Source organism: Zobellella iuensis, assembly GCF_016746085.1.
GTDB lineage: Bacteria > Pseudomonadota > Gammaproteobacteria > Enterobacterales > Aeromonadaceae > Oceanimonas > Oceanimonas iuensis.
This window is the reverse complement of record NZ_JAERTZ010000036.1, coordinates 119,171-136,810: the sequence shown is the minus strand read 5'-3', so window position 1 is coordinate 136,810 and position 17,640 is coordinate 119,171. Positions and strand designations below refer to the sequence as shown.

At 65.3% G+C, this 17,640-nt stretch carries 15 protein-coding genes; 9 read left to right on the top strand and 6 right to left on the bottom strand.

Translation table 11 applies throughout. The annotated features are described in order from the left end of the window. Positions 1-160 precede the first annotated feature (160 nt). The gene (locus JKV55_RS19835; RefSeq protein WP_202088945.1) at positions 161-898 is read right to left on the bottom strand and encodes a FadR/GntR family transcriptional regulator; all 738 of its coding nucleotides are present in this window, start codon (positions 896-898) and stop codon (positions 161-163) included. Between the two features lie 266 nt (positions 899-1,164). Here JKV55_RS19835 and JKV55_RS19830 point away from each other — a divergent pair, with 266 nt between their 5' ends. The 7 genes from JKV55_RS19830 to JKV55_RS19800 all read left to right on the top strand — a co-directional run bounded on the left by JKV55_RS19830 (position 1,165) and on the right by JKV55_RS19800 (position 8,945). After that, the gene (locus tag JKV55_RS19830; RefSeq protein ID WP_202088943.1) at positions 1,165-2,136 is read left to right on the top strand and encodes a TRAP transporter substrate-binding protein; all 972 of its coding nucleotides are present in this window, start codon (positions 1,165-1,167) and stop codon (positions 2,134-2,136) included. Positions 2,137-2,139: 3 nt separating this feature from the next. Beyond that, positions 2,140-2,760, top strand: a complete 621-nt coding sequence (locus JKV55_RS19825) for a TRAP transporter small permease (protein ID WP_202088941.1) — start codon at positions 2,140-2,142, stop codon at positions 2,758-2,760. Then, positions 2,757-4,043, top strand: a complete 1,287-nt coding sequence (locus JKV55_RS19820) for a TRAP transporter large permease (RefSeq protein WP_202088939.1) — start codon at positions 2,757-2,759, stop codon at positions 4,041-4,043. The genes JKV55_RS19825 and JKV55_RS19820 overlap by 4 nt, the downstream gene beginning before the upstream one ends. Before the next feature lie 2 nt (positions 4,044-4,045). Next, complete coding sequence (locus JKV55_RS19815; RefSeq protein ID WP_202088937.1) at positions 4,046-5,071, top strand: 4-hydroxythreonine-4-phosphate dehydrogenase PdxA; 1,026 nt, start codon at positions 4,046-4,048, stop codon at positions 5,069-5,071. 119 nt (positions 5,072-5,190) lie between these two features. Further along, positions 5,191-6,363, top strand: a complete 1,173-nt coding sequence (locus tag JKV55_RS19810) for an L-rhamnonate dehydratase (protein WP_202088935.1) — start codon at positions 5,191-5,193, stop codon at positions 6,361-6,363. A 5-nt stretch (positions 6,364-6,368) separates the two neighbouring features. Then, entirely contained in the window at positions 6,369-7,364 is a 996-nt protein-coding gene (araD1, locus tag JKV55_RS19805) for an AraD1 family protein (RefSeq protein ID WP_202088933.1), read from the top strand. Positions 7,365-7,373: 9 nt separating this feature from the next. Next, positions 7,374-8,945, top strand: coding sequence for an aldehyde dehydrogenase (NADP(+)) (locus JKV55_RS19800; RefSeq protein WP_202088931.1), 1,572 nt, complete (start codon positions 7,374-7,376; stop codon positions 8,943-8,945). A gap of 367 nt (positions 8,946-9,312) precedes the next feature. On the opposite strand, the gene JKV55_RS19795 is transcribed toward JKV55_RS19800, so the two are convergent. The 5 genes from JKV55_RS19795 to JKV55_RS19780 form a co-directional block, all read right to left on the bottom strand. After that, entirely contained in the window at positions 9,313-9,699 is a 387-nt protein-coding gene (locus tag JKV55_RS19795; RefSeq protein ID WP_202088929.1) for an HVO_A0114 family putative DNA-binding protein, read from the bottom strand. Positions 9,700-9,701: 2 nt separating this feature from the next. After that, complete coding sequence (locus JKV55_RS20305; protein WP_369409668.1) at positions 9,702-10,046, bottom strand: toxin-antitoxin system TumE family protein; 345 nt, start codon at positions 10,044-10,046, stop codon at positions 9,702-9,704. Between the two features lie 227 nt (positions 10,047-10,273). Next, entirely contained in the window at positions 10,274-12,523 is a 2,250-nt protein-coding gene (gene parC, locus JKV55_RS19790) for a DNA topoisomerase IV subunit A (protein ID WP_202088927.1), read from the bottom strand. Between the two features lie 10 nt (positions 12,524-12,533). Further along, positions 12,534-14,429: a DNA topoisomerase IV subunit B gene (gene parE, locus JKV55_RS19785; RefSeq protein ID WP_202088925.1), complete on the bottom strand. Its 1,896-nt coding sequence runs from the start codon at positions 14,427-14,429 to the stop codon at positions 12,534-12,536. Positions 14,430-14,540: 111 nt separating this feature from the next. Further along, positions 14,541-15,113, bottom strand: coding sequence for a YqiA/YcfP family alpha/beta fold hydrolase (locus JKV55_RS19780; protein ID WP_202088924.1), 573 nt, complete (start codon positions 15,111-15,113; stop codon positions 14,541-14,543). A gap of 335 nt (positions 15,114-15,448) precedes the next feature. Here JKV55_RS19780 and JKV55_RS19775 point away from each other — a divergent pair, with 335 nt between their 5' ends. Together JKV55_RS19775 and ntrB are read left to right on the top strand one after the other, a co-directional pair. After that, the gene (locus JKV55_RS19775; RefSeq protein WP_202088957.1) at positions 15,449-16,756 is read left to right on the top strand and encodes a CmpA/NrtA family ABC transporter substrate-binding protein; all 1,308 of its coding nucleotides are present in this window, start codon (positions 15,449-15,451) and stop codon (positions 16,754-16,756) included. Positions 16,757-16,775: 19 nt separating this feature from the next. Continuing rightward, positions 16,776-17,633 (top strand): nitrate ABC transporter permease, encoded by an 858-nt coding sequence (ntrB, locus tag JKV55_RS19770; protein WP_202088923.1) that lies wholly within the window; start codon positions 16,776-16,778, stop codon positions 17,631-17,633. The last annotated feature ends 7 nt before the right edge of the window (positions 17,634-17,640 follow it).

The window sequence follows — 17,640 nt, the reverse complement described above, 5'->3', positions numbered from 1 at the left end:
GGAGAGTGGGAGGGTAAGAAAAGAGCTTGGCGGCCATGAGTATGGTGCACCAAGCCCGTGTAAAAATATGAAAAATGTCAACAAAAACTTGTGACTAAAAGCCAGGCTGGAAGCTGGAAGCTGGAAGCAATATACCCACCCCACACCCGGGCCGGCTCTCTCAGCCCGGCATTTTCTCCCGGGTGGTGTTGTAGACGCTGGTCAGGTGGCCGAGCATGGCCTGCTCGGCGGCGGCGCCGTCGCCCTTGGCCAGGGCCTCGACGATCTGGCAGTGCTCGCCATAGCTGCGGGCGATGGCGCCCGGCTCCAGCATGACGCTGCGGCGGATATTGAGCCCGTACGAATACAACTCCTCCGAGTACTTGAGCAGCAGCTCGTTGCCCGCGTACTCGGCGATCAGCTTGTGGAAATTCTTGTCCGATAGCTGGAAGTGCACCGGGTTGTCGAACATCTCCGCCTGGGCCTCCAGCATCTTGCGCAGCTTGTCCAGCCCCGCCTGGTCGATGCGCGCCGCCGCCTTGCGGGCGATGGCGGCCTCGATCAACTGCCGGCTCTCGAACACCGTATCGATGTCGTACTGGTTGACCTCAACCGGGCTCATATGGGCATAACTGGCGTGGAAACGTGCCAGTTGGGCCTCTCCCGCATTGATCCGGGTCTTGCTGCCGTGGGACACCGAGATCAGGCCATAGGCCGCCACCAGCCGCAGCGCCCCGCGCACCGTCTCCCGGCTCACCCCGAACAGCTGGGACAGCTCCCGCTCGCTCGGCAGCACGTCGTTGTCGCGCAGCAGGCCGGTGACGATCATCTCGATGATCTTTTCCGCCAGAATGTCTTTCTTGGTCTTGTTCTCCAGGGTCTGCTCAAAGGCAAACACCGTCTCCTGTGCCATCGTCATGGGCGCCTCCGCCAGCCAAACTGGACTAAATACTAGACCTCTCGAATCACCTTGGCAAGACATCACAAATTTTCACATACAAAAACAAAACATAACCACACCAAAAATTAACAAATCAGCTTGACACCCCACCGGGTAGCTGACTAAATTAAACGCCAACTGGTACGGTAAACCAACCAGCAGACCAGTTAAGATTTTCAAGCGCACGAGAGTAGGACACGCCTCCCTGCCGGGCCAGCCCCGCAGGCACCACAAGGAACCATGCCATGCTTAAGAAACTGCTTACCGCCTCCGCCCTGACCCTGGCGCTGACCGCCCCCCAGGCCCACGCCGAGAAAATCGTCTTCGCCATCGGCGGCAGCCCCCAGAGCCTGCAGGGACAAACCGCCAGGCTGTTCGCCGACAGGCTGCAGGAGCGGCTCGGCGACGCCCATCAGGTGGAGTACTACGACAGCGCCCAGCTCGGCGACGAACGCCAGCTGGTGCAGAAGATGCGCCTGGGCACCGTGAACCTGGCGGCCATCTCCTCCATCATGTCGTCCATCTCCGACGACTTCGCCCTGTTCGATCTGCCCTTCCTGGTGCAAGACAGGGATCACCTGATGAAAATCGACGAACAGATAGTGATGACCGAGCTGGCCGCCTCCGCCGAGGCCCGCGGCCTCAAGGTGCTGTCCACCTGGGAGAACGGCTTTCGCCAGATCACCAACAACCGCCGTCCCATCAGCACTCCCGACGATCTGAAAGGCCTCAAGATCCGCACGCCCCAGAGCGAGTGGCGCACCCTGATGTTCACCCAGTGGGGTTCCAACCCGACCCCCATGGCCTTCTCCGAGCTGTTCGTCGGCCTGCAGACCGGGGTGGTGGACGGCCAGGAAAACCCGCTCACCAATATCGAGGGCGCCAAGCTCAACGAAGTGCAGAAATTCCTGTCGATCACCGACCATGTCTATTCCCCCATCTGGCTGGTGGCCGGTACGAACGGCTGGAACAAGCTGCCGGAAGAGGTGCAGGCCGCCATTCGTGATACCGCCCGGGAAGCCCAGCAGTGGTCCTTGGACGAAGGCGAGCGCATGGACAAGGATCTGCTGGAGGCCTTTGCCGCCGCCGGCATGGCGGTGAACCATGCCGACAAAACCGCCTTTATGGCCGCCAGCCAGCCGGTATATGACCGCTTCGCCGAGCAGGTCGGCAACGGCAAGCAACTGGTCGACAAGGCCATCGCCCTGGGGAACTAGACCATGCCACGAACCCTGACCCAAGGTGCCGCCCCGGCGGCACCCCATCAGTCCCAAGGAGTAGCCATGACCTCCTTGTTCAATGTCCTGAAAACCTGGCTGGAACGGGGCCTGGAAGTGTTCACCATCGGCCTGTTGCTGGCGCTGACCACCATAGTGGTGGCGGCGGTGTTCTTCCGCGCCTTCGGCAGCTCCATCATCTGGTATGACGAGGTGGCCTCCATCGGCCTGGCCTGGCTCAGCTTCTACGGCGCCAGCCTGGCCGCGCTCAAGCGGGCGCACATGGGCTTTCCCGGCCTGGTCACCGCCGCCCCCCTGGCCCTGCGCAGCCTGCTGTTCGTGCTGAGCGAAGTCATCGTCATCGGCTTTTTCGCCATCATGGGCTGGTTCGGCTACCAGGTACTGGAGGTGCTGGCCTGGGATCGCATGGTCTCCCTGCCCGGCATCACCATGGACGTCACCCAGTCGGTCATTCCGGTAAGCGCCGCCCTCTTCGTCCTGTGCGAGCTGGTCAGCCTGCCCGCCGCCTGGCAGAAGATGCGCAGTGGCATCGACCCCGAACACGAAGCCATCGACGAAGCCATCCGCCTGGCCGAGGAAGATCTGAAGGAGAGCAAGTCATGATGCTGCTGATTGTGATACTGGCGCTGTTCGCCCTGGTGCTGATCAACGTGCCCATCGCCGTGGCCATCGGCGTGGTGGCGGTGGTCGGCGTCTGGTTCACCATGGGCTGGGACGCCCTGGTCAACGCCCCCCTCACCCTGTTCAACGGTGCCACCAGCTTCCCGCTGATCGCCATTCCGCTGTTCATCTTCGCCGGCGCCCTGATGAATACCTCGGGCCTGTCAAAACGGCTGATCAACCTGGTCAGCGCCATCGTCGGTTTCGTGCGCGGCGGCCTGGCCATGGTCAACGTGGGGGTCTCCCTGTTCTTCGCCGAGATCTCCGGCTCGGCGGTGGCGGACGTGGCCGCGACCGGCTCCATCCTTATTCCCGAGATGAAGAAGCGCAAGTACAACAAGAACTTCGCCGCCGCCATCACCTCCTCCTCCGCCTCGCTGGCGATCATCATTCCACCCTCGATCCCGATGATCCTCTACGGCGCCATCTCCAACACCTCGGTGATCAAGCTGTTCGTGGCCGGCATAGTCCCGGGCCTGCTCGGCGCCATGATGCTGGCCGGTTTCTGCTACTACTACGCGGTGAAGTACGATCTGCCCCGGGAAGAGGCCTTCTCCCTGAGCCGGCTGGGCAAGGCCTTCAAAGAGGCCTTCTGGGCGCTGCTGCTGCCGATCATCATCCTCGGCGGCATCTTCGGCGGCTTCGTCACCGCCACCGAGGGCGCGGGCATCGCCGTGCTGGCAGCCATCGTCATCGGCGGCTGCATCTACCGGGAGTTCAACCTGAAGCTGCTGTACCGGGCGGTGCTCGACGGCGTGGTACAGACCTCGATAGTGATGCTGCTGGTGGCCACCTCCGCCATCCTCGGCCTCTTCCTCACCGAGATGCAGCTGCCGCAGCAACTGGCCCGCCAGATCCTGGCCATCACTTCCGAGCCGGTGCTGGTGCTGGCCCTGCTCAACGTGCTGCTGCTGCTGCTCGGCATGTTCCTGCACGGGGCCGCCGCCATCATACTGGTGGTGCCCATCGTCATGCCGCTGGTACAGCAGATCGGCATCGATCCCATCCACTTCGGCATCATCGTCACCCTCAACCTGGCCATCGGCCAGCAGACCCCGCCGGTCGCCTCGGTGCTGGCCACCTCCTGCTCCATCGCCAAGGCGGACATGTGGGACGTGACCCGGGTCAACCTGCCGATGATCCTGGTGCTCTTCCTTATCCTGATGCTGGTGACCTATGTGCCCTTTATTCCCATGGGCCTGGTCGAATACATGTACGGAGCCTGAACATGACTGAACTGAAACCCGTAGTGGCCCTGACCCTGGGCGATGCCGCCGGCATCGGCGCCGAACTGATCGCCAGGCTGCTGGCCGAGCCCGACGTCGGCGACCAGGCCCGCATCGTGCTGGTGGCCGACGAATGGCAGTGGCGGCAGGGCCAGCAGCTGGCCGGTACCGATCACCAACTGCCGGTGGTGGACAGCTTCAAAGAGGTCCACCAGCACCCGGGCCCGGTGTTGCTGAAGGTGGACACCCTGGCGCCGGCACAGGCCCGTTACGCCGAGGTGAGCGGGGCCTGCGGCGCCTCCACCCTGGAGATACTGCGGCTGTGCCTGGACGCGGCCCAGTCCGGCGAGGTGGATGCCATCTGCTTCGCGCCGCTCAACAAGCACGCCATGAAGCTGGGCGGGCTCCAGCACGAGGACGAGCTGCACTTCTTCGCGGAATACCTGGGGGTGGAGGGCTACTTCTGCGAGTTCAACACCCTGGGGCATCTGTGGACCTCGCGCATCTCCTCCCATGTGCCGCTAAAGGACGCGGCACAATACGTGACCAAAGAGCGCATCGTCGCGGCCAGCAAGTTGATCCATGAAGCCCTGCTCCTCGCCGGCTTCGAATCACCCCGGGTGGCGGTGGCCGCCTTCAACCCCCACGCCGGCGAGGGCGGCACCTGCGGCCGGGAGGAGATCGACGTCATCGCCCCGGCGGTGGCCCAGTGCCAGGCCGAGGGCTACCCGGTGAGCGGCCCCTACCCGGCGGACACCCTGTTCATCCGCGCCCGGGACGGCGACTTCGACGCCGTGGTCACCATGTACCACGACCAGGGCCAGATCGCCATCAAGCTGCTCGGCTTTTCCCAGGGGGTGACGGTGCAGGGCGGCCTGCCCATCCCCATCACCACCCCGGCCCACGGCACCGCCTTCGACATCGCCGGCCAGGGCAAGGCCAGGGTGGGACCGACCCGCAACGCCTTCGACATCGCCTGCCGCATGGGGCTGGCCAGGCGGCGACGGACCCTGGCCGCCACCGGCTAAGGCACAACACGGCTAACAAAGAGACGACGCGGGCCCGGAAACGGACCCGTACGGGCAAGCCTTGCCCGAACAAATTTGCAAAAAATATTCAAGTAATTGTTTTATAAGGAATTAATTATATGAAAATCACCAATGTACGCGCCCGGGTATTCGAATGGAAAGGCCACACGGTGCCGCCCCAACCCCACTTCTGCTCCAACGCCATGGACCTGCTGTGGGACAAGGGCGACTCCATGGGCACCTTCCGCTTCCACGGCTGGACGGTGGTGGAAGTGGAGACCGACGACGGCCTGGTGGGCATCGGCAACGTGGCCCTGGCGCCGCGCATCGCCAAGGCGATCATCGACCAATACCTGACCCCGCTGGTGCTCGGCCACGACCCCTTCGACTACGAATACCTGTGGCAGCGCATGTACCGCTCCACCCACGCCTGGGGCCGCAAGGGCGTGGCCATGGCCGCCATTTCCGCCATCGACATCGCGCTCTGGGATCTGATGGGCAAGGCCACCGGCCGGCCGGTGTTCAAGCTGCTGGGCGGCCGCACCAAGGAGAAGATCCCCTGCTACGCCTCCAAGCTCTACCGCACCGACCTCGGCGAGATGCAGGCCGAGGCCCAGCGCTACCTGGATCAGGGCTTCACGTCCATGAAGATGCGCTTCGGCTACGGCCCCAAGGACGGCCCCGAAGGCATGCGCAAGAACCTGGACAGCGTGGCGGCGGTGCGCGAGGTGATAGGGCCGGATGTGGACCTGATGCTGGAGTGCTACATGGGCTGGAACCTGGAATACGCCAAGCGCATGCTGCCCAGGCTGGAGCGGTTCGAGCCGCGCTGGCTGGAAGAGCCGGTGCTCGCCGACGACATCGACGGCTACGCCGAGCTGAACCGGCTGACCGCCATTCCCATCTCCGGCGGCGAGCACGAGTTCACCAGCCACGGCTTCCGCCAGTTGCTCGACAAGCGGGCGGTGTCGGTGATCCAGTACGACACCAACCGGGTCGGCGGCATCACGGCGGCGCACAAGATCAACGCCCTGGCGGAAGTGTACGGGGTGCCGGTGATCCCCCACGCCGGCCAGATGCACAACTACCACCTGACCATGTCCACCCTGGCCTCGCCCATGTCCGAATACTTCCCGGTGCACGAGGTCGAGGTGGGCAACGAGCTGTTCTACTACATCTTCGAGGGCGACCCCACGCCGGAAAACGGCTTTATCGACCTCGACGAACACAAGCCCGGCCTGGGACTCAGCCTCTCCCAGCGTTACCTCGACCAGTTCAACATAGTGGAGTGAAGGCCATGCGTTTGATCCAATTTGAGCACCAGGGCCGGCTGGCCGTCGGCCTGGTGGAAGACGAGCAACACATCCGCCTGATCGAGGTGGCCGGCGGTACCTACCAGTTGGCCCGCGACGCCCTGGCCCATGGTCGTTCCCTGGCGGAGGAAGCCCTGCTGCGCGCCGGCGACACCCGCCTCGACTACGAGCAGCTGGTGCGCGAAGGCCGGCTGCGGGTGCCCCTCTGCCACCCGGATCCGGCCCACTGCCTGGTCACCGGCACCGGCCTGACCCACCTGGGCAGCGCCGACACCCGCGCCGCCATGCACGCCAAGCTGGCGGCCGGGGAAGAGCCGCTTACCGACTCGATGAAGATGTTCAAGCTGGGGCTGGACGGCGGCAAGCCCGCCGCCGGCACCGAAGGGGCCCAGCCCGAGTGGTTCTACAAGGGCGACGGCGGCATCCTGGTGCATCCGGAGGCGCCGCTGCCGGTGCCCGCCTTCGCCCGGGACGCGGGGGAAGAGCCGGAGCTGGTGGGACTCTACCTGATCGACGACCGGGGCCGGCCCTGGCGCCTGGGCTACGCGGTGGGCAACGAATTCTCCGATCACGTCACCGAAAAGGCCAACTACCTGTGGCTGGCCCACTCCAAGCTGCGCGCCTGCAGCTTCGGTCCCGAGCTGCTGCTGGATCCGCTGCCCGCCCGGCTCGAGGGCGAGAGCCGGATCCTGCGCGACGGCGAGCTGCTGTGGCAGAAGCCCTTCGTCACCGGCGAGGAGAACATGGCCCACAGCTTCGCCAACCTGGAGCACCACCATTTCAAGTACGCCCAGTTCCGCCGCCCCGGCGACGTGCACGTGCACTTCTTCGGCACCTCGACCCTGAGCTTCGGCGACGGCATCCAAACCCGGGACGGCGATCGGTTCGAGATCCAGCTGCCCGCCTTCGGCCGCCCACTGCGCAATCCCCTGGCCTGGCAGCGGGAAGCGCCGCTCGCCACCGTCCATCACTGGAACTGAGGAACAGACATGACCCTGACCGCACAACTGCAGCTGGCCGGCCGCCCGGTGGCCGGCGAGGGCGAACCCATTTACGGCGTCAACCCGGCCACCGGCGAACAACTCGCGCCCGGCTATGCCGGCGCCAGCCCGGCCCAGGTGGCCGAGGCCTGCGCCCTGGCCGAGGCCGCCTTCGAGCCCTACCGCCACAGCGCCCCGGCGGCCCGCGCCGCCTTTCTGGAGGCCATCGCCGCACAGATACTGGCGCTGGGCGATACCCTTATCGAGCGTGCCATGCTGGAAACCGGCCTGCCCCGGGCCCGGCTCGAAGGGGAGCGGGGCCGCACCCTGGGCCAGCTGCGGCTGTTCGCCGAGGTGGTGCGCGCCGGCGACTGGCTGGGAGCACGCCTCGACTCGGCCCAGCCGCAGCGCGCCCCCCTGCCCCGCGCCGATCTGCGGCTGCAGCACCTTCCCCTGGGGCCGGTGGCGGTGTTCGGCGCCAGCAACTTCCCGCTGGCGTTTTCGGTGGCCGGCGGCGACACCGCCTCGGCCCTGGCCGCCGGCTGCCCGGTGGTGGTCAAGGCCCACTCGGCCCACCCGGGCACCTCCGAGCTGGTGGGCCGGGCAGTGGCGGCGGCGGCCCGGGAGAGCGGCATGCCGGCAGGGGTCTTCTCCCTGCTTTACGGCAGCGGCACCGGCGTCGGCCAGGCGCTGGTGGCGGATCCGAGCATCAAGGCGGTGGGCTTCACCGGCTCCCGCCAGGGCGGCCAGGCGCTGCTCGCCACCGCCCAGGCCAGGCCCGAGCCCATCCCCGTCTATGCGGAGATGAGCAGCATCAACCCGGTGCTGCTGCTGCCCGCCGCCCTGGCCGCCCGCCCCGAAGCCCTGGCCGCGGGCTTCGCCGGCTCGCTCCAGCTCGGTGCCGGCCAGTTCTGCACCAACCCCGGCCTGCTGCTGGGCCTGGAAGGCCCGGCGCTGGAGCGCTTCGCCGGGCTGGCCGCCGAGGCGCTGGAACGGGCCGAGCCCCAGACCATGCTGACCCCCGGCATCCACAAGGCCTACGAAGAGGGCGTCGCGGCCCTGGCCCGGGCCGAGGGGGTCGAAACCCTGGCGACCGGGCTGGCTGCCCAAGGCCCCCACGGCTGCCGGCCGCGGCTGTTCCGTACCAAGGCCACGCACTTCCTGGCGGACGAGCAATTGCAACAGGAGGTGTTCGGCGCCAGCGCCCTGCTGGTGAGCTGCCGGGGCGAGAGCGAGCTGGTGGCGGTGCTCGACGCGCTGGAAGGCCAGCTCACCGCCACGGTACAGATGGACGATCAGGACGGCGCCCTGGCCCGGCGACTGCTGCCGCGGCTGGAGCGCAAGGCCGGCCGGGTGCTGTTCAACGGCTTTCCCACCGGAGTCGAGGTGTGCCACGCCATGGTGCACGGCGGCCCCTGGCCGGCCACCTCCGACAGCCGCACCACCTCGGTCGGCTCGGCGGCGATACAGCGTTTCCTGCGCCCGGTCTGCTACCAGGACTGCCCGCCCGGCCTGCTGCCCGAGGCACTACAGGACGACAACCCCTGGCACCTGCGCCGCCTGCAGGACGGACGTTACTGATCCCGGGCCGGGGCCGTGTCGGCGGTCCCGGCCGCGGCGCAAGACGGCGGTGGTACGGCTGACCCCGACCAGGCTGGAACGGACTTGCAACCTGGTGCTGGCTCTGGAGCAGGGCGAACGCCTGGCCACCCAGAACAGAAACAGGAAACATCGGCTGAGAATACGGGACCATCGGGGACGACGTGGTTATACGTAAGGTCGGCGTAGGCTGAAAGGGGGGGGGGTAAATAAAACGCCCAGGCGGGGCTTGGGCGTTGAGGTGGCAGAGTAATGACGCCCTCCACAGGAATACTCTCCGATGCAAGACCGAGATTAAAAGCCTGGCGGATTCCCGCAACCGGTTTCCGGTGGGGCCCGGTCGGCGGGGTTACGCTGCGTTCAGGGCCTGAAAGGGAGCCTCGAATTCCTGACCCGCAATAATCTCAAAATCCGTAAACAAGGCCACTGGCTTGACGGATTTACCTTTCCGTTCTAAACGGATAAACCCCTTGTTCGCCAGAGTCTGCAGTGTCTTTGACAGGTTCCCCAGGCTTCGACCAGAAAGCTCCGCCAGCTCGCTGAGGGTTTCAGGGCGCTCGCGCTCCATTAGCTTGATCAGTTCCAGGTTGTCAGGGCACAGGATCTGAGACACGGCATTCAGCGAGGTGAACCACACCTTCGGCTCGTTCTCTTGAGGTTGGTAGGTGCCGGCGGCGATGCTAAGAATCCGTGTTCTGATGAGTTCCTCAGACATAACACCAATACGAGCTTTCATGACTACCTCTGCTGTTCTCTTTCATGTATCACTTCATCCACTTTCGTGAAGAAGTCCTCTAGCAACTGGGCCGGGCTGTCGAACTCGTAAGGAACCCCCTTATCGTGAGGTGTTCGATGCAAGTGGTCGTAGACCACCCGTTTACCCGTTACCCTCCCCCTTTTCGGGGGCTTTACGGCATGGGCGTTGTCATAGCCCAAGACTCGAGTATTGTACTGATCGTGCAAGGTCAAACTGTAACGAATGCCGTGTGGGATTTCCTTGGTTTGAGGCACCTGCCAAGCGTGTATCCTCCAAGCATACCCATCATCTCGATGCACCTCGGTCCCATGCAGATCCAGAAGCATCTCCAAACCTTTCTGATAATCCGGCATCACTACCCCGCTAATGTTATGAGCAGAGCATAAGTGATGTTTTATTCAAAAGCAAATGATGGGATTGGGGGGGAGGTTGCCTTCTTCTCTGCGTTAAATCAGGCAGCCGGACTTGTGACTAAAACTCAGGCTGGAAGCGTGAAGCGGGGGCAACATAAGCCTCCCGCTTCCAGCTTCCAGCTTCCAGCCTCAAGCTTAAGTCAGGCTTCGATCTCCAGCCCGTCCACCCGTTGCAGGCCCCTGGGCAGCAGGGCGCCGCGGCGGCCGCGCTCGCCCCGGTAGTGCTCGAGATCGGCGGGCTTGAGGGTCAGCTTGCGCTTGCCGGCGTAGAGGGTAACGCTGGCGTCTTGCGGCACCACCACCAGCTGCTTGATGAAGTCCTCCCGGGCCTGCACCTTGGCGGAAGGGATGCCGATCAGCTTGTTGCCCTTGCCCTTGGCCAGCAGCGGCAGATCCTTGAGCGGGAACAGCAGCATGCGCCCCTCGTTGGTGATGGCCATGCACAGGTCGCTGTCCAGGGTGCCGATGGCCGCGGGCTTGAGCACCCGGCCGCCCTCCGGCACCGAGAGCAGGGCCTTGCCGTTCTTGTTGCGGCTGACCATGTCGCCGTAGCGGCAGACGAAGCCGTAGCCGGCGTCGGAGGCCAGCAGGAACAGGCTGTCGTCCTCCCCCATCAGCACGAAGCTGGCCTGCTCGCCCGGGCTCAGGCTGCAGCGGCCGGTCAGCGGCTCGCCCTGGCCCCGGGCCGAGGGCAGGCTGTGGGCGTCCAGGCCATAGGCCCGGCCGATATTGGACAGGAACACCGCCATCTGGTTGCTGCGCCCCGGGGCGGCATCGAGGAAGCCGTCACCGGCCTTGTAACTTAAGGCCCCGCCATCCACCTCATGCCCCTTGGCGGCGCGGATCCAGCCCTTCTCGGACAGCACCACGGTCACCGGCTCGCTCGGCACCAGCTCCTTCTCGCTCAGGGCCCTGGCCTCTTCCCGCTCCACCAGCGGCGAGAGCCGTTCGTCGCCGTATTTCTCGGCGTCGGCCAGGATTTCCTTCTTCAGCAGGGTGCCGAGCCGGCGCTCGGAGCCCAGGATCTGGGCCAGTTTGTCGCGCTCGGCGGCCAGTTCGTCCTGCTCGCCGCGGATCTTCATTTCTTCCAGCTTCGCCAGGTGGCGCAGCTTCAGCTCGAGGATGGCCTCGGCCTGGGTCTCGGTAAGATCGAAGCGGGCCATCAATACCGGCTTGGGCTCATCCTCGGTGCGGATGATGTGGATCACCTCGTCGATATTGAGGAAAGCGATCAGCAAGCCGGCCAGGATGTGCAGCCGGGCCTCGACCTTGTCCAGCCGGTATTGCAGCCGGTTGCGCACCGTTTCGCGGCGAAAGCGCAGCCATTCACCCAGAATGAGATCCAGGCTCTTCACCTGGGGCCGGTTGTCCAGCCCCAGCATGTTGAGGTTGACCCGGTAGTTCTTCTCCAGATCCGTGCTGGCGAACAGGTGCTGCATCAGTTGCTCCACGTCCACCCGGTTGGAACGGGGGATGATCACCAGCCGGGTCGGGTTTTCGTGATCCGACTCGTCGCGCAGATCCGCCACCATGGGCAGCTTCTTGGCCTGCATCTGAGCGGCGATCTGCTCCAGGATCTTGCCGCCGCTGGCCTGGTGCGGCAGGGCGGTGATGACGATGTCGCCCTGCTCCAGCTGGTAGACGGCGCGCATCTTGATGCTGCCCTTGCCGGTTTCGTAGATCTTCCGGATATCGGCCCTGGGGGTGATGATCTCGGCCCGGGTCGGGTAGTCGGGTCCGGCCACGAAGGCCATCAGCTCGGCCACGGTCGCCTGGGGGTGCTCCAGCAGGTGCACACAGGCGTTGGCCACTTCCCGCACGTTGTGGGGCGGGATGTCGGTGGCCATGCCCACGGCGATGCCGGTGACCCCATTCAGCAGTATGTGCGGCAGCCGGGCCGGCAGCATGCGCGGCTCCTTCAGGGTGCCGTCGAAGTTGGGCGTCCACTCCACCGTGCCCTGGCCCAGCTCGGAGAGCAACAGCTCGGAGAAACGGGACAGCCGCGCCTCGGTATAACGCATGGCGGCGAAGGACTTGGGATCGTCCGGCGCGCCCCAGTTGCCCTGGCCGTCCACCAGCGGGTAGCGGTAGGAGAAGGGCTGGGCCATCAGCACCATGGCCTCGTAACAGGCGGAGTCGCCGTGGGGGTGGTACTTGCCCAGCACGTCGCCCACGGTACGGGCGGATTTCTTGTGCTTGGACAGGGCCGACAGGCCCAGCTCGCTCATGGCGTAGATAATGCGGCGCTGCACCGGCTTGAGGCCGTCGCCGATATGGGGCAGGGCCCGGTCCATGATCACGTACATGGAGTAGTTGAGGTAGGCCTGCTCGGTGAAGGTGTGCAGCGGCAGGCGCTCCACCCCTTCCATGGTAAAGTCGTTGTTGCTCATTCTTTAGTCCTCAGGCCAGGGGGTCGACCAGGTTACCCTTGGTTTCCAGCCATTCCCGGCGATCGCCGGAACGCTTCTTGGCCAGCAGCATGTCCATCAGTTGCTCGGTGGCCTCGGCATCCTCCACCGTCAGCTGCACCAGCCGGCGGGTGTTGGGATCCAGGGTGGTTTCGCGCAGCTGCTTGGGGTTCATCTCGCCCAGGCCCTTGAAGCGGGTGACCTGCACCTTGCCCTTTTTCTTCTCGGCGGCGATCCGCTCCAGCACCCCGTCGCGCTCGTCCTCGTCGAGGGCGTAGAACACTTCCTTGCCCAGGTCGATACGGTACAGGGGCGGCATGGCCACGTACACATGGCCCCGCTCCACCAGGGTACGGAAGTGGCGCACGAACAGGGCGCACAGCAGGGTGGCGATGTGCAGGCCGTCCGAGTCGGCGTCGGCCAGGATGCACACCTTGCCGTAGCGCAGGTCAGACAAGTCGTCCGAGTCCGGATCCAGGCCGATGGCCACCGAAATGTCGTGCACTTCCTGGGAGGCCAGCACCTGGCCGGACTCCACTTCCCAGGTATTAAGAATTTTCCCACGCAGCGGCATGATGGCCTGGAACTCCCGATCCCGCGCCTGCTTGGCGCTGCCGCCGGCCGAGTCCCCTTCCACCAGGAACAGCTCGCCCTGCATGGGATCCGAGCAGGCGCAGTCGGTCAGCTTGCCGGGCAGGGCCGGGCCCTGGGTCACCTTCTTGCGCACCACCTTCTTGGCCTGGCGCAGCCGGCGCTGGGCGCTGCTGATGCACAGCTCGGCGATCTGTTCGGCCAGCTCGATATGCTGGTTCAGCCACAGGCTGAAGGCGTCCTTCACCACCCCGGAGACGAAGGCCGCGCTCTGGCGCGACGACAGCCGCTCCTTGGTCTGGCCGGCGAACTGGGGATCCTGCATCTTCACCGACAGTATGTAGGCACAGCGTTCCCAGATGTCGTCCGGGGTCAGCTTGACCCCGCGCGGCAGCAGGTTGCGGAACTCGCAGAACTCGCGCATGGCGTCCAGCAGGCCCTGGCGCAGGCCGTTGACGTGGGTGCCGCCCTGGGCGGTGGGGATCAGGTTGACGTAGCTCTCGCCCAGCCCTTCGCCACCCTCGGGCAGCCAGGTCAGGGCCCATTCCACCGCCGAGTGCTCGGCGATGAAGTTGCCGGTAAACGGCTGCTCCGGCAGGCAGGGGAACTCCTTCACCGCCTCCATCAGGTAATCCTTGAGCCCGTCCTGATAGCACCACTCCAGGGTCTCGTTGTTGACCCTGTCTTCGAGGCGGATGGCGAGCCCTGGGCAGAGCACCGCCTTGGCCTTGAGCAGGTGCTTCAGCCGGGTGGCGGAGAATTTGGGCGAGTCGAAATAGCTGGCATCGGGCCAGAAGCGCACCCGGGTGCCGGTGTTGCGCTGGCCGCAGGTGCCGGTCACGGTGAGCTCGCTCACCTTGTTGCCGTGCTCGAAAGCCATCTCGAACATCTGGCCGCCACGGCGCACGGTGACGTCCACCCGGCGGCTCAAGGCGTTGACCACGGAAATGCCCACCCCGTGCAGGCCGCCGGAAAACTGGTAGTTCTTGTTGGAGAATTTGCCGCCGGCGTGCAGTTTGCTGAAGATCAGCTCCACCCCGGAAATGCCTTCCTCCGGGTGGATGTCCACCGGCATGCCCCGGCCGTCGTCGATCACCTCGAGCGATTGATCGTCGTGCAGTATCACCTCGACCTTGCTGGCGTGGCCCGCCAGGGCTTCGTCCACGCTGTTGTCGATGACCTCCTGGCCCAGGTGGTTGGGACGGGCGGTGTCCGTATACATGCCGGGGCGACGCCGCACCGGCTCCAGGCCATTGAGCACTTCAATGGCGTCGGCAGTATATTGACTCGATGTCATATTGACCTTCGGTAATCAGGGGTATTGGCGGGCATCTTACTACCGGAAGCCGGCAGCTGGAAGCTGGAAGCCTGAAGGACTTGGAACACCTCCAGCTTCCAGGCTTACGGCTTACAACTGCAAGAAGCGGATGATCTGGGCGCAGTAGCGCTCGAAGCCGATAAAGGAGTGGTCGCCGCCCTTCTGGATGCAGACCCGGGCGAAGCGGTAGTAGTCCAGCGCCTCCCGGTAGTCGAGCACCTCGTCGCCCTGCTGTTGCAGCAGCCAGATGCGCTCCAGGCAGCTCGGCGCGTCCACCCGCAGCGCGGCCAGCTCGGCCATGTGCCCGGCGGTCAGGACATAGCGCTCGCCGGTATAGGGGTTGAGCTGCTCCCCCAGCCAGTCCCTGAGCAATAGATGAGGATTGACCGCCGGGTTGATCACCACGGCGCGCACGCCATAGCGCTCCGCCACCCGGGTGGCCCAGAAGCCGCCGAGGGAGGAACCCGCCACCCCGAAGGGGCCGTCCAGCCCGTCGCAAATCGCGGCTATCTGGGCCCAGGCCGCCGCCGGGGTGGCCGCAATCTGCGGACACACCAGGCGGATATCGGGCCGGTGCCGGGCGAGATGCTCCCCCATCAGCCGGGCCTTGATCGACTGGGGGGAGGAGTTGAAGCCGTGCAGATAAAGCAGCGTGGCCGCCATAAGGATGCTCCTGGGTGAAAATCGCAGCCCCGAGCTTACCCCCCCGCCCGAGCAAGCTCAACGCCCGGCGCTGCCTTTATCCGGTGCAAAACGCACCAGGATGGCGCTTTTTTCCACCCTTCGGCCGCGGCGCCGGCTACCCCCAATGAGCTAACCCTTAAGAAATATCCCTTTGGAGGCAATCCGGCGCTCTCTGGCACGCTTTCTGCTTATGTCATGACAAGACGGGTTCAACGGCGGACCCACTTCATTCAGGCAACGTTGCCCACCGCAGGATGCATCCCGATGCAACGGCGTGTGGGCTTTTTTTTTTTGAAACATCGAGGGAATGAACCATGACCAAGCACAATAACGTGGATCCGGCCAGCCGCCGGCGCTTTCTGAAGGCCTCCCTGGCCGCGGCCGGCGGGGCCGCCCTGTGGAGCAGCCTGCCGAGCCTGGGGCTGGCGGCGCAAAGCGCGGGCCCGCTGGAAACCAGATCCGCCAAGCTGGGCTTTATCGCCCTGTCCGACGCGGCGCCGCTGTTCGTGGCCGACGAGAAGGGCTTCTTCGCCAAGCACGGCATGACCGGGGTGGAGGTGCTCAAGCAGTCCTCCTGGGGCACCACCCGCGACAACCTGGTGCTGGGCTCGGCCAGCAACGGCATCGACGGCGCCCACATCCTCACGCCCATGCCCTATCTGCTCAGCACCGGCGCCATGACCGCCAACAACGTGCCCACCCCCATGTACATACTGGCCCGGCTCAACCTGGCCGGCCAGGGCATCTCGGTGGGCAAGGAGTACCAGGATCTCAAGGTCGGGCTGGATCTGGCCGAGTTCAAGCAGGCGCTGGCGGCCAAGCAGAACGGCGGCAACCCGGTGCGCGCCGCCATGACCTTCCCCGGCGGCACCCACGATCTCTGGCTCCGCTACTGGATGGCGGCCGGCGGCATAGACCCCAACCAGGACATCGCCACCATAGTGGTGCCGCCACCGCAGATGGTGGCCAACATGAAGGTGGGCAGCATGGACACCTTCTGCGTGGGCGAACCCTGGAACGAGCAGCTGATCAACCAGGGCATCGGCTACTCCGCCCTGACCACGGGCGAGATCTGGGCCGGCCATCCGGAAAAGGCCTTCGCCATGCGCGCCGACTATGTGGACCAGAACCCCAACGCCACCAAGGCCCTGCTCAAGGCGATCATGGAAGCGCAAATTTTCTGCGAACGGCCGGAAAACCGCGCCGAAGTGGCGGCGATTTGCGCCAAGCGCCGCTGGATCAACGCCCCGGTCAAGGACATCATCAACCGCATGCAGGGCCATTTCGACTACGGCACCGGCCGCATAGTAGAGAACAGCCCCCACCAGATGCGCTTCTGGAAGGATCACGCCTCCTATCCCTTCCAGAGCCATGACCTCTGGTTCCTGACCGAGAACATGCGCTGGGGCTACCTGCCCACCGACCTCGACACCCAATCCCTGATCGCCCGGGTCAACCGGGAGGACCTGTGGCGGGCCGCCGCCGCCGAGCTGGGGGTGGATAAGGCCGACATTCCCGCCTCCACCTCGCGCGGTGTCGAAACCTTCTTCGACGGCAAGCAGTTCGATCCCGAAAATCCCATGGCCTACCTGGACAGCCTGGCCATCAAGAAGCTGGCCTGAGGCCGCAAGGAGCATCATCATGACCACCCAAAGCACTTCATCCCCAACCCCTGCGCTCGCCCGGCGAGCGCCCCGGCCGGCCCCCCTCGGCCCCGTGCTGCGCTACGGCCTGCACCACCTGGCGCCGCCCCTGGTGCTCCTGGCCGGGCTGCTGCTGCTGTGGGAGCTGCTGTGTTCCGGCAGCAATGCCGCCCTGCCGGCCCCCAGCCAGGTGCTGAGCGATACCTGGGAGCTGATCACCGATCCCTTCTATAACAACGGCGGCAACGACGTGGGCATGGCCTGGCAGATCCTGGCCAGCCTGGAGCGGGTGGCCTACGGCTACAGCCTGGCGGTGGTGGCGGGCGTGGGCCTGGGGGTGCTGGTGGGCCAGTCCACCTGGGCCATGCGCGGCCTGGACCCCATCTTCCAGGTGCTGCGCACCGTGCCGCCCCTGGCCTGGCTGCCGATCTCCCTGGCCGGCTTCCAGGACAGCAGCCCTTCCGCCATCTTCGTGATTTTCATCACCTCGATCTGGCCCATCATCATCAACACCTCGGTGGGGGTGCGCAACATTCCCGAGGATTACCGCAACGTGGCCCGGGTGCTGCGGCTCAACGGCCTGGAATACTTCACCCGCATCATGCTGCCCGCCGCCGCCCCCTATATCTTCTCCGGGCTGCGCATCGGGGTCGGCCTGTCGTGGCTGGCCATCGTGGCCGCCGAGATGCTGATCGGCGGCGTGGGCATCGGCTTCTTCATCTGGGACGCCTGGAATGCCTCGCTGATCAGCGACATCGTGCTGGCCCTGATCTACGTGGGCCTGGTGGGCTTCATACTCGACCGCATCGTCGCGGTCTTCGGCCAATGGATTAGCCGCGGCACCAGCGCCGCCTGAGGAGGAA

Coding starts and splice junctions, on each gene's coding strand:
- JKV55_RS19835 (WP_202088945.1), bottom strand. CDS start 898: ATGACGATGGCACAGGAGACGGTGTTTGCCTTTGAGCAGACCCTGGAG.
- JKV55_RS19830 (WP_202088943.1), top strand. CDS start 1,165: ATGCTTAAGAAACTGCTTACCGCCTCCGCCCTGACCCTGGCGCTGACC.
- JKV55_RS19825 (WP_202088941.1), top strand. CDS start 2,140: ATGCCACGAACCCTGACCCAAGGTGCCGCCCCGGCGGCACCCCATCAG.
- JKV55_RS19820 (WP_202088939.1), top strand. CDS start 2,757: ATGATGCTGCTGATTGTGATACTGGCGCTGTTCGCCCTGGTGCTGATC.
- JKV55_RS19815 (WP_202088937.1), top strand. CDS start 4,046: ATGACTGAACTGAAACCCGTAGTGGCCCTGACCCTGGGCGATGCCGCC.
- JKV55_RS19810 (WP_202088935.1), top strand. CDS start 5,191: ATGAAAATCACCAATGTACGCGCCCGGGTATTCGAATGGAAAGGCCAC.
- araD1 (WP_202088933.1), top strand. CDS start 6,369: ATGCGTTTGATCCAATTTGAGCACCAGGGCCGGCTGGCCGTCGGCCTG.
- JKV55_RS19800 (WP_202088931.1), top strand. CDS start 7,374: ATGACCCTGACCGCACAACTGCAGCTGGCCGGCCGCCCGGTGGCCGGC.
- JKV55_RS19795 (WP_202088929.1), bottom strand. CDS start 9,699: ATGAAAGCTCGTATTGGTGTTATGTCTGAGGAACTCATCAGAACACGG.
- JKV55_RS20305 (WP_369409668.1), bottom strand. CDS start 10,046: ATGCTTCTGGATCTGCATGGGACCGAGGTGCATCGAGATGATGGGTAT.
- parC (WP_202088927.1), bottom strand. CDS start 12,523: ATGAGCAACAACGACTTTACCATGGAAGGGGTGGAGCGCCTGCCGCTG.
- parE (WP_202088925.1), bottom strand. CDS start 14,429: ATGACATCGAGTCAATATACTGCCGACGCCATTGAAGTGCTCAATGGC.
- JKV55_RS19780 (WP_202088924.1), bottom strand. CDS start 15,113: ATGGCGGCCACGCTGCTTTATCTGCACGGCTTCAACTCCTCCCCCCAG.
- JKV55_RS19775 (WP_202088957.1), top strand. CDS start 15,449: ATGACCAAGCACAATAACGTGGATCCGGCCAGCCGCCGGCGCTTTCTG.
- ntrB (WP_202088923.1), top strand. CDS start 16,776: ATGACCACCCAAAGCACTTCATCCCCAACCCCTGCGCTCGCCCGGCGA.